This window comes from Providencia sp. PROV202, assembly GCF_028479565.1.
Lineage (GTDB): Bacteria > Pseudomonadota > Gammaproteobacteria > Enterobacterales > Enterobacteriaceae > Providencia > Providencia zhijiangensis.
Genome location: NZ_JAMPNV010000001.1, coordinates 72770 through 84313, shown reverse-complemented (window position 1 = coordinate 84313; position 11544 = coordinate 72770). Strand labels below are relative to the sequence as shown.

At 39.5% G+C, this 11544-nt stretch carries 12 protein-coding genes; 7 read left to right on the top strand and 5 right to left on the bottom strand.

What is annotated here, in order from left to right:
- Nucleotides 1–98: 98 nt before the first annotated feature.
- A complete protein-coding gene (locus tag PR799_RS00395; protein ID WP_272520986.1) occupies nucleotides 99–1010 on the bottom strand; it encodes a DMT family transporter in 912 nt (303 codons plus the stop codon).
- Between the two features lie 86 nt (nucleotides 1011–1096).
- Between PR799_RS00395 and PR799_RS00390 the strand changes: the two genes are divergently transcribed.
- Together PR799_RS00390 and PR799_RS00385 are read left to right on the top strand one after the other, a co-directional pair.
- Complete coding sequence (locus PR799_RS00390; RefSeq protein WP_272520985.1) at nucleotides 1097–2434, top strand: aminotransferase-like domain-containing protein; 1338 nt, start codon at nucleotides 1097–1099, stop codon at nucleotides 2432–2434.
- Nucleotides 2435–2462: 28 nt separating this feature from the next.
- Nucleotides 2463–2942 (top strand): NUDIX hydrolase, encoded by a 480-nt coding sequence (locus tag PR799_RS00385; protein WP_272520984.1) that lies wholly within the window; start codon nucleotides 2463–2465, stop codon nucleotides 2940–2942.
- Between the two features lie 6 nt (nucleotides 2943–2948).
- Here the strand turns inward: PR799_RS00385 and PR799_RS00380 are convergent, their stop codons facing one another.
- A complete protein-coding gene (locus PR799_RS00380; RefSeq protein WP_154626865.1) occupies nucleotides 2949–3572 on the bottom strand; it encodes a LysE family translocator in 624 nt (207 codons plus the stop codon).
- A 202-nt stretch (nucleotides 3573–3774) separates the two neighbouring features.
- Between PR799_RS00380 and PR799_RS00375 the strand changes: the two genes are divergently transcribed.
- The gene (locus PR799_RS00375; RefSeq protein WP_272520983.1) at nucleotides 3775–4650 is read left to right on the top strand and encodes a LysR substrate-binding domain-containing protein; all 876 of its coding nucleotides are present in this window, start codon (nucleotides 3775–3777) and stop codon (nucleotides 4648–4650) included.
- Between the two features lie 135 nt (nucleotides 4651–4785).
- On the top strand, nucleotides 4786–5889 hold the full coding sequence (gene ddlA, locus PR799_RS00370; RefSeq protein ID WP_272520982.1) for a D-alanine--D-alanine ligase: 1104 nt from the start codon (nucleotides 4786–4788) through the stop codon (nucleotides 5887–5889).
- Between the two features lie 70 nt (nucleotides 5890–5959).
- On the opposite strand, the gene PR799_RS00365 is transcribed toward ddlA, so the two are convergent.
- Nucleotides 5960–6748 carry a GNAT family N-acetyltransferase gene (locus PR799_RS00365; RefSeq protein ID WP_154626871.1) on the bottom strand — a complete coding sequence of 263 codons (789 nt, stop codon included), beginning with the start codon at nucleotides 6746–6748 and terminating at the stop codon, nucleotides 5960–5962.
- Between the two features lie 522 nt (nucleotides 6749–7270).
- Between PR799_RS00365 and PR799_RS00360 the strand changes: the two genes are divergently transcribed.
- Together PR799_RS00360 and yqfB are read left to right on the top strand one after the other, a co-directional pair.
- Entirely contained in the window at nucleotides 7271–8206 is a 936-nt protein-coding gene (locus PR799_RS00360; RefSeq protein ID WP_272520981.1) for an acyl-CoA thioester hydrolase/BAAT C-terminal domain-containing protein, read from the top strand.
- Between the two features lie 73 nt (nucleotides 8207–8279).
- Complete coding sequence (gene yqfB / locus PR799_RS00355; RefSeq protein WP_181477151.1) at nucleotides 8280–8609, top strand: N(4)-acetylcytidine aminohydrolase; 330 nt, start codon at nucleotides 8280–8282, stop codon at nucleotides 8607–8609.
- Nucleotide 8610: 1 nt separating this feature from the next.
- On the opposite strand, the gene PR799_RS00350 is transcribed toward yqfB, so the two are convergent.
- Entirely contained in the window at nucleotides 8611–9477 is an 867-nt protein-coding gene (locus tag PR799_RS00350) for a LysR family transcriptional regulator (protein ID WP_272520980.1), read from the bottom strand.
- Between the two features lie 107 nt (nucleotides 9478–9584).
- On the opposite strand from PR799_RS00350, the gene PR799_RS00345 reads away from it, so the two are divergent.
- Nucleotides 9585–10508 carry a DMT family transporter gene (locus PR799_RS00345; RefSeq protein ID WP_272520979.1) on the top strand — a complete coding sequence of 308 codons (924 nt, stop codon included), beginning with the start codon at nucleotides 9585–9587 and terminating at the stop codon, nucleotides 10506–10508.
- Between the two features lie 45 nt (nucleotides 10509–10553).
- Here PR799_RS00345 and PR799_RS00340 read toward each other — a convergent pair whose 3' ends face one another.
- Nucleotides 10554–11543, bottom strand: coding sequence for a D-cysteine desulfhydrase (locus PR799_RS00340; protein ID WP_272520978.1), 990 nt, complete (start codon nucleotides 11541–11543; stop codon nucleotides 10554–10556).
- Nucleotide 11544: the final 1 nt, after the last annotated feature.

Here is an 11544-nt window from a genome sequence, read left to right as displayed (position 1 = left end):
TAATCGTGATATTGAGGGTAAATTAATGAAATCGCCTCAGCATTACCATAAACCAAAGTTAAACCTTAATTTTCCGTTAAGGTTAGGTATTTCAATACTTAACGTGAGAAACGTTTTGAACCTGCAACACACAAAATGACACCAAGCGTAGACATGATCATGATGCTATTAACAGTTTCATTAAGTAGCCAAGCAGAAAGTACTAAGCCAATAAATGGTTGTAAGAGTTGCAATTGACTGACGCCCGAAATTCCGCCTTCAGCAAGCCCTCGGTACCAAAAAAAGAAACCAATTAGCATACTAAATAGAGAGACATAACCTAGGCCCATCCATGCTTCAAATGGAACAGTAGAAAACGTTGAGGGTAAGCGCAAAATACTGAATATCAACATGATGGGTAACGCTAAAACCAACGCCCAGCAAATCACCTGCCAGCTCCCTAATGATTTTGAAAGTACCGCGCCTTCTGCGTAGCCCAATCCACAGACAATCACAGCAATGACCATATATAAGTCACCTTGCCATGCGTGAGTGGCTCCTTGAAGAATTGCGAAGCCGATTACAAATAAACTTCCCATGACTGAAAACAACCAGAACAATTTGCGAGGGCGCTCGCCTGCTCGTAAAACGCCAAATAAAGCGGTAGACAAAGGAAGCAGTCCTAAATATACAATGGAGTGAGATGAGCTAATGTACTGTAATGCAATCGCAGTTAAGAATGGAAAGCCAAGTACCACACCAAATGTCACGATAAAAAGAGGAATCAAATTTTGTCTTGTTGGAATTTTTTGGCGTAGAACTATCAAAACGATCAGAGCCAAAATCCCAGCGATGGTAGCCCGCAGAATGGTCAAATAATCAGGTGAAAATCCACTAATAGCCAGTTTGGTTGCGGGAAGTGAGCCACTAAAAATAGCAACGCCAATAAAGCCACTGATCCAACCGCGAGTGGTATGAGAGGGAGCCGTTATGGAAGCACCGTGCGATATTAATGATTTACTTTGATTCATAATTGACCGTTATTACTTGTAATTGAGTTTTGCTAAGCTAATCGACATAATCATGACAATCAAAAAATTGTCATAGGTACAATTTCATGACTCAGAATCGTTATAAGCAGTATGTTGATTTGCTTTCAGCGCAGATCATGAGTGGCGAATTGAAAGCGGGAACTCGTTTCCCAACACATCGCCATTTTGCGGAAAAATCGGGAATTTCTTTAGTCACAGCTTCGCGAGTATATCGAGAGCTTATTGAGCGGGGCTTGATCATCGGGGAAACTGGACGTGGTACCTTTGTTCGAGATATCAATCTATTGCCCAAATTAAGTATTGAGCAAGATGTCGCTAAAAATACATTAGACCTGAATTTTAGTTATCCGATTGCGAAAGAACAAACCAAACTATTACGGGAATCGTTACGGGAAATAGCGGTTGGGGGTGATTTGGAAGGAATTCTTTATTATCAACAGCATACAGGGCGAGAGCATGAAAGGCAGACAGTTGCTAAATACTTAAAACAGCGTGGATTAACTCATGCAACGGTAGATACCGTCGCTTTAGTCAGTGGTGGGCAACATGGTTTAGCAACCATTATTTTAGGTATGTTCAGTCCTGGAGATATTATTGCCGTCGATGCTTTAACTTATCCGGGGTTTAAAGCTCTTGCAAAAATCTACCATTTAGAGCTTATATCCGTTCCTACGGCAGAAAATGGTCCGGACTTACAAGCTTTGGATAAGTTATGCCAACAGAGAAAAATTCGAGCCTATTATGCGATGCCGACACTGCATAATCCGTTAGGCTGGGTGATGAGTTTATCGGAACGTAAAAAGCTGGTGGGCTTAGCCAAACGTCACCAATTTTTCTTAATTGAAGATGGGTCTTATGCCTTTTTACAGCGGCCAGCGGTTGTACCATTAGCAACGCTGGCACCTGAAATTACATTTTATACAACAGGTTTTTCGAAGAATATTGCAACAGGCTTACGTGTCGGTGCGGTACTGGCGCCCCAGCAATATATTGAAAATATCGAGCGTATTATCCGAATTACAACATGGAATACACCGGCAATAACCACTGCTATCCTCTGTGATTGGATTGAAAAAGGTGAGGTCGATAGTATTGAAAGAGATAAGCGGCGGGATGCAAAAATACGACAAGCAATAGTTCAGAAAGTTTTTACGGATTTACCCTATATTGCGCATCCAGCCAGTTACTTTGTTTGGTTACCATTACCTGATGGCGTACGTGCCGATGCAGTAGTCAGTGAATTAAAAAAGCAAAATATAGCAATTAGCAGTGCAGAGTCTTACTGCACATCAAACTCAGTACCGCAGGCGTTAAGAATAGCCATTAGCACCTTAACCCATGAAGAGTTGGCGGTGGCAATCGAAGCAATTAGGCGTGTTGTATTGTATTTGATTGATTTATAAAGATGATAAGTATGAAGGAATAAAAATAGTGGAACATATCAAACATTTTACTGCGACGGCGATGATCTGTAGTTCCCGAGGAGAATTTCTATTACATGAGCACCCTAAGCTAGGTATTTGGCTACCGCCTGGTGGCCACATTGACCCGAATGAAGAACCACAAGATACCGTTGTTCGTGAAGTGTTTGAAGAAACAGGTTTGCGGTGCCGAGTAATTGACTGTCGCTATCCGTTATACTCGAAGGTTAATGATTCAAAGAATACTCTCTCTTTACCGATTCCTTTCGCTATTTTAAAAGAATTCATTGCAGATAAACGCCAAGGAGATCATTGGCATATCGATATGGTTTATCTCTGTGAGCTAATAGACGAAGAAACCCAATGCAATGCGGATTTTCATTGGGTTTCTCTGAATAAAATGAATGACTTGAATCTTCCTAAAGATGTGTATGAACTCGCTATTATGGTTAATGAATACTTTCAAAATGGTTCGGCGCATTCGAAATGAATTCAGTCATGATGAAATATTAAAAAAGAGCAAAGAGATACCTAGCATAATTAATAAGGCACCAATAACTCTATCCATAATAAATTGATATTTAAGAATTTTATTTCTAATCAATGGTGCTGCAAAAAATAGAGCAATTAAACTAAACCAAACCCAATGTGCAAAAGAAATAAATAATCCGTAGCTGAAGTTTAGCCATTGAGAGTTACCCGCTTGGAGCACTTGGGTGTAGACCGAAACAACGAAAAACATCGTCTTAGGGTTGAGCGCATTGGTTAAAAAACCCATTTTAAATGCAGAAAATGAAGAGGGTCTTGATGCCGGATTAAGGTCATCGCTGGCGTTAATTGCTGTTTTGTTTGTTAAGGATTTAAAACCAATATACACCAAATAAGCGACGCCAAGGAGTTTGACTGCCATAAATAATGTAGGGGAACTCATAATGATTAGAGTCACGCCAAAAATGGTGTACAGCACATGAACTTGCACTCCAGCAGCAATACCAAGAGCACTGAATAGGCCGGTTTTGGTGCCATAGGAGTAGCTATTTCTGGTAACCATAGCGAAGTCAGGGCCAGGGCTTATAACCGCCAAAATAGTAATGGTGGCAACAGCGATAATTTCATTCATAGTGGGGTCCTAATGGTAATAAAAACTGACTTAATTTCTGGGTGGAAAATAGATTTGATTAATTTGATTTGCTGATTATCAATAGATTGCAGATAGAGAAAAAGCGATTTATTCTCAATGAAACCTGTCAGTTTTCGTTACCTATTTAATTGTGAAGCTATTAATTTTATGAACCTCTTAATCTTATGAAGACATTAATTCTATGAAATTGCCTCCATTAACATCGTTGCGTTTTTTTGATGTTGCTGCGCGTTATGAAAGTATTATTAAAGCAGCGCAAGAGCTGCATGTTACGCACAGTGCAATTAGTCGACAGATAAAGCTTCTGGAGGAACATCTCGGTGTTTTACTGTTTGAACGACGTAACCGAGCTATCTTTTTAACAGAAGAAGGTAAATTGTTATTTCAAACGACGACGCATTTATTCCAACAACTTTCTGATACCGTCGAAAAAATGACTCAGCGTCCTCATAACCAAGTTGTTAGTTTATCGTGTGAGCCGACCATCGCAATGAAATGGCTGATCCCTCGTTTAACCGATTTTTATCAGCAATATCCTGAAATTACCGTGCATTTAATTGCCGCTGGTGGTCCTATTGATTTTAATAAGGCGGGAGTTGATCTTGCTCTTCGCCGTAATGATTTCACGTGGGATGACAATATTTATGCGAAGAAAATATGTGCGGAATGGATGGGTATCATCAAGAAAAATGATAGCCAGCCCTATCATGAGATGAACTTGCTTGTACCAGCCTCACGGCCAAATGTTTGGCGTACATGGCAAGCCCGTAGTGGCATCAATTTACAACATAATAAACAAATTAATTTCGAACATTTCTACCTGTGTTTGCAGGCTGCATTAGCAGGACAGGGTGTTGCTATCGCATCGTTCCTAATGGTTGCTGATGAAATGAACACACAACAATTAATGGCTCCAGAAGGTTTTATTGAAGATGGTTCGGCATATTACTTGCTTTCACCTAAAGAAATAAAAGCAGACACCCCAGCAGCTATTTTTATGGAATGGTTGGAAACAAACGTGAATCAAAGCCTATTGTTGACTCAGCAATCGGCATAAAATTTGTATAATTTTAAGGGTTTGGTTATTTAATCACCGAACCTACTTGCGTAGTGAAGTTTTTATGCCCTAACTATTTCGCTGCGTGCTATATTTCCCAGAATCGTTTTTGATGTCTTTATGTTGGAGTAAATAATGAGCAAAATTCGGGTTGGTGTCATTTTTGGTGGTAAATCCACTGAGCATGAAGTTTCGTTGCAATCAGCTAAAAATATTATTAATGGATTAGATCGTAATAAGTTTGATGTTTGTCTCATCGGTATCAATAAAGAAGGGCAATGGCATGAGTATGATGAAGCGAACTTCCTGTTACATGGTGATGATCCCGCTCATATCGCGTTAAATACTCCAAAGCGCAGCATTGCCGTTGTTCCGGGCAAACAAAGTGAACAATTCATTTCTCTAGAAGATGCTAAACCTCTCCCGCAAATTGATGTTATTTTCCCAATTGTCCACGGTAACTTAGGTGAAGATGGTTCTTTACAAGGTTTACTGCGTATGGTGAATCTGCCGTTTGTTGGACCGGGTGTTCTAGGCTCATCAGCTTGCATGGATAAAGATGTCACCAAACGCCTTTTAAGGGATGCAGGGCTGCACATTGCACCATTTATTACGCTGCTGAAAAGCGGTCGTGGTGAAATCAGCTATGCTGCAACGGTTGAGAAACTGGGCTTACCATTATTTATTAAACCAGCTAACCAAGGTTCATCGGTTGGGATCAGTAAAGTTAATAATGAAAGCGAGTTTAACGCGGCATTAGATTTTGCATTCTTATTCGACGTAAAAGTGCTGATTGAAAGCGCAGTAAAAGGGCGTGAAATCGAGTGTGCTGTGCTTGGAAATGAACATCCATTAGCTAGCCCATGCGGTGAAATCGTACTGCATGACAGCTTCTATGCATATCACACTAAATACATTGATGAAAATGGCGCGTCTGTTGTTGCTCCAGCGGATTTAGAGCAAGATGTGAGTGAAAAGATCCGTACAATTGCGCTTGAAGCTTATCAAGCTTTAAACTGCAGCGGAATGTCTCGTGTTGATGTATTTTTAACTGAAAAAAATGATGTTGTGATTAATGAAATCAACACATTACCGGGGTTCACTAATATCAGTATGTACCCGAAACTGTGGCAACAAGGCGGTATGACTTATCAAGAATTGATCAGTCGTTTAATTGAACTTGGGATTGAAAAATTCCAGCAAACAGCCGCATTAAAAACAGCCTGTGATGACATTTAATCTCTGATATTTCTCGAAAACGTTGCCGATAGCAGACTGCTATCGGCAATATCACTCTAAAGCTAACGCATTAATTCACTTCGTTTTTATTACACCAAACATAATTGATGTAACGGAATAACGGCTCAAATCCAAATTTTTTATATAAATCAAAGCCTGCTTCTGAAGCATCTAAGAAGCAATGTTCGACTCGTTGTTGACGACAAAATGCGAGAGCATAATCAATAAGCTGAGAAGCATAGCCTTTACCCTGAAACTTAGGTTCAGTACCGATATCGTCGAAACGCGCCAATTCTCCTTCAATGGTCACTGTCATGGATGTTGCGGGTTCTCCATTGACCAATAAGACGAAATGGAACTGTGGTGCGCCTTGCTGCAGGGCATCTTCGTGGTAGCGAACATACTCTTGGATCACCGTATCGTGTTCTTCTGAAAGATAGAACGCAGAAACTAATGGTTTAGCCCAAAGGGATAAATCATGGTTTGCGAGCACGATATCTACCTGATTATCAGGCAAATCAACTTCTTTTTGCTGTGACAAAGTTAGCGCCATGGCTGTCGTGACGCTGTCACGTTTATAGTTAAGAGCTTCAATATCTTTGACGACTTTTGGCAGCATCTCTTCGGGTATCACCAAAGTGTGGTTCTTTTTCTGCGATACGAACAGGTTGTATGCTTGCATAAAAGCATGATGAGTAGAGTCGGGTTGCAGATAGATAAAATTGAACGCCGGGGAATTTAATGGCGTTAAATAACAAATTGTATGTTGTGCAATCTGGATACTGTGCTCACAAATCGAAGTCCAAAACGTCTTTTCGATCGATTGGTAATGTCGCAAATAGTAGAGCGGTATGTTCATTAGTCAGTTACCTGATACAAAATGTGTTAGTCAAAATGGAGTAAATAACAAATCTGACCCCATGTAAAATTCTGTTAACTTATTGGCAGTAAAGCTTTTGTGATCTATCTATTGATAATAACTAAACCTTTAAAATCAGCAACCGTTGCGGCAGTTGTCATCTTATCTTTGGCTTTGGATCCCACTCTTGTGCAACGTTTTCAGTGTCATTAATCAATATCTATAAAGTAAATTTGAAGATGAATTAAGGCGTTTTGTGCGATATGCAGATAGATTGTCATTTAATGCTATCTTACATTGCACATTTACTCTATAAAATGCCATGTAAATATATAAAAAGCTTTGTAACTCAATGAGATTATCTTACTAATTTCTTCATTATGATAGTAGAAATAAAGAGATCGTACCTGCATAAATATGCTAAATAGAGTGACGTAAATAAGATAAATAGAGTTGTAAACGTTATATTCTTCAATGTATTGTTTTTGAAAAATAAAAGATGACTGAGGTTACGTTAAGGTAATGCAAAAATTTATATTAGCCGCCTTGTGTTTAGTGAGTTATTCAGTGTTTGCCGAATCAGCTGAAAATCCTTTTGTTTTTGATAGACAAATACTGAAACACGATGGCAAAGAGACTCATTATTACCTGCTTAAAAGTGACTCTAACCCCTTTAAAGAACTATTGGTATTAATCCAAGGCTCCGACTGCAAAAGTGTCGTTAATAACCAAAATATGATTAAGAATTTTAGGGGAGTATTACCTAATAGTGATGTGCTTTTAGTAGAAAAAACAGGCTTAACACCTGATGTGGGGCTAGATGATCCAAATGCCTTAGAAGAGGATTGCCCTGTAGAATATATGAAGAGCGACTCTTATTTTGAAAGAGTGGATAACTATATTGCTGTGCTGAACCAGTTGAAAAATCAGTATCAGCATATTGTTATATTGGGCGGTAGTGAAGGGGCGATAGTTACGAATATTATTGCGTCTAGAGTTGATTTTATTGATGCTGCTATTTCGCTAAATGGTGGCGGACAATTTTTTATTAATGATGTGATTTACAGCATTAATAAAAGTTTACCTGCTGAAGAAGCACAAGGTGAAATAGAAGGGTTTAACCAGTTTGCAGATGCGGTTTTTCATGACCATTTAGACGATGACCAATTTCCCAGTAATCACGGGCAAAATTGGTGGTATGAAGCCTTAACGATAGATAATAAAAAACTACTTCAAGGTGTTCGTAAACCCCATTTAGTGATCCAAACGCTCACCGATATTAATGTGGACGTGGAAGGTTCACAAAAAATGATGAGTGAGGTTAATAACCCAAATATTACGTATAAAACCTATTCCACATTAGACCATTATTTTAAAGATGGTCATGACAATAATCAGACAGCCGTGGTTATTGCTGATATTCAGGATTGGTATACAAAATTAAATATCAAAAAATAACTCGGGAGGAAATTGAGATTGCTGTCACTATGGGATAGCATTTGTTGAATTAAGAGAAGATTAAGGAATATCTGTGAATAATATCCCCGAAACCATCACGTTCTTTGAGCGTTTATTACCACTAGTTGTTTCCGGTGAAAAAGTGATCACCATTCGTGATGAAAGCGAGAGTCATTACGTACCAGGCTCGGTTGTCAAAGTACATGCTTTAGAAACAGGCAAGTATTATACCGACATTGAAATACTTTCTGTTGAGCCACTAAACTACGATGATATTTCCGAGTATCACGCAACTCAAGAAGCGATGACATTAGAGACGTTGAAAGCCTTAATTCGTGAAATTTATCCCACTGAAAACTGCCTGTATGTTATTCATTATCGATTAACAACCGCAAGCGCTTAAATCACGATAATTGTTTTTTCACCAGTTTGATAAATGCTTTTGTGGCTGGAGACGCATCACTGTAATTATTAACAGCAAAGGCAATATCCCGAGTCACGCGGGGAATTAATGGTTTTACGACGATGTTGCTAATATTTTCGGGGATTGCGAGTTGAGCCACAATCGATACGGCTTCATTTCGTGCAACCAATGAAAAAGTACTAAGAAGCTGGCGAGTTCTAAATTGAATGTTAGGTGTTAGCTTTTGTGCAGAAAATAGTCCCATCACAATTTTACCTGAGCCGGCTTGAGTTAAGTTGAAAGGGTACTCACACAATTGTTTTAGTGTAACCCCGTTGTACTGAGTCAATGGATGGTTTAGCGGCAAAATAGCCACATATTGGTCGTGCTTTATGGGAAAAGTATCAAATCGTTCATCTGGCAAGACCACAACACCAATATCTATGCGCTTTTCTTGTAACCATTGAGCCACGCTCTCATCGTCGCCCTCATCAACAATAATTTCAATGCTTGGGTATTGCTGACGAAAGACCTTTAATAATGGGGGAAGAATACCTGTTGAAGAGCCGGGGCCGAAAGATCCTATCCGTAAAACACCTTTCTTTAATCCATTGGATGCTAGCGCTTCTTGCCGCATTGCTTCTTGAAGACTCAGTATATGTTGGGCGCGGTTTAACAGCGTATTACCAATTTCGGTCAGAGTGACTTGATTTTGTTCCCGCGTAAATAGACTGACATTGAAATCTTTTTCGAGAGATTTAATGGCATGTGAAACCGCAGATTGGGAAATACTCAAAGACATTGCCGCCAAGGTAAAACTTTTTAGCTCAGCAACACGGGTAAATATTTCCAGTTGGCTTAGTGTCATGAGTGAATACTCATTTGATTATGATCTTTGATAACAAATACCTTATCTGTATCGAATGATTGAGTCAATAAAGTGCACAATATCTGATCTGGATGGGGAATATCGCGATGGAATTAAAAATAACAAAAAGGCAAGTTCAACAAAAGTCAGTCAATATTGTTGTTCTGAAAATGATTTGTGTCTCGATTTTATGGGGAGGAACGTTCATTGCTGGTAGGGTGTTACAAACCGATATATCACCATTATTTTCCGCGACGGTTCGCTTTATTTTTGCGAGTGTATCATTGGTCATTTTGCTGAGCTGTACTCGCATTGGTTGGGTTAGAGTGAATTCGCGTCAGTTTTTTCAAATTCTAATATTGGGATGTAGTGGCGTATTTGTCTATCAGGTATTTTTCTTCTATGGATTACAGCTTATTCCGGCATCACGAGCAGCATTATTAGTTGCAATAAACCCCGCAATGATTGCGTTAATTTCCTACCTATTATGGCGCGAAAAAATCACGAAAATTAAAGGCGTGGGGATTAGTTGCTGTGTATTAGGCGCCATCATATTACTCTCAGGGAAGAATTCAGATGCGAGTGGCTTTTTAATAAACCAAGGGGATCTTGCCATATTGGGCTGCGTGGTGAGTTGGGGTATTTATACTGTGGCGGGTAAAAATGTGATCCGTGAAATTGGAGCTATACATACGGTCGCTTATGCTGTGCTATTAGGAACCGTATTATTGGTTATCGCGTCAAGTATCACGGGGCAATTAACACTTAGCGCGATGACACATTTAACAAATATCGATGTTATGAGCCTGTTATACCTTGGTGTATTAGGCTCTGCATTAGCTTATATTTGGTATTACCAAGGTGTTGACCTGTTAGGTGCAGCTGGGGCTGGTTCATTTATTGCACTTAATCCGTTGACGGCGGTAATAATAGGAACGTTGTTTTTAAATGAAGAAATTACATTCTCTGCGCTATTAGGTGGAGTTGTGATTATCTTCGGGTTATGGCTAACCAATAAACCTCGAGTATAAAATAGGCGCTCTATGGAAATAGCTGACTCCATAGAGCGATATTCATTATTTAATAGTTTTGTTGATTTCTGAATAAGCGAACAGGGCTTGAGCTCCGCCAGTATGGACAAATAATACCGGTGTTTTTTCAGTGGAGTTGTCTAAATAATCAATTAAACCCGCCATTGCTTTTCCCGTATAAACGGGGTCAAGAAGGATCCCTTCTTTTTGAGCTAATAACGCTATTGCATCTAAACCACCACGATTTGGCATGCCATACATTGGTGCGAAGAAATCATCCCAAAGTGTAATTTCAGGTGTTTTTTTAATTTGCAGTAATTCTGCTAACTCATTTTGCAGTTTTTCAACTTTTGGCGCTTGATCTTGTTGTTTACGAGAAACGGTGACACCAATGAGTTGTGAAGCAGGGAGTAATTCTTGTAAGCCAATTGCTAAACCTGCGTGAGTTCCCGCGCTACCGGAAGCTACAATCACTTTATCAAATTCAATATTGGTAGGTTTTTGTTGGGCAATTTCAATCGCGCATTGAACATAACCTAGCGCGCCCAAACCGTTGGAGCCGCCGACAGGGACAATATAAGCATCTTGCAAGTCTAACGATTTAATTAACTCTGCCATTTGTGCTTGTGGATCGGTTAATTCGTCACACATGACGCATTGAGTGCCAAATAAGTCGGTCAGTAATTTATTTCCATTATGCAGGAAATTACTGTCTTCACTTTGAATGGGATTTTCTAATAGAGCGACACATTTTAGCCCACATATGGCAGCAACAGCAGCAGTTTGGCGAACATGGTTAGATTGAATTGCACCCGCAGTTACAATAATCTTTGCATTTTGGGCTAGGGCATCCGCCATTAAAAACTCGAGTTTACGCAGCTTATTTCCGCCCATTGCCAACGGTGTCATATCATCGCGTTTAATGTAGATTTCTCGGCCATACAAACGCGATAAATTATCGAGTCGATTCAATGGGGTCGATGCTTTAAGCAAGTCAACTTTTGCGAATTGAGTTAATTTTTGTTGAAGAGACATC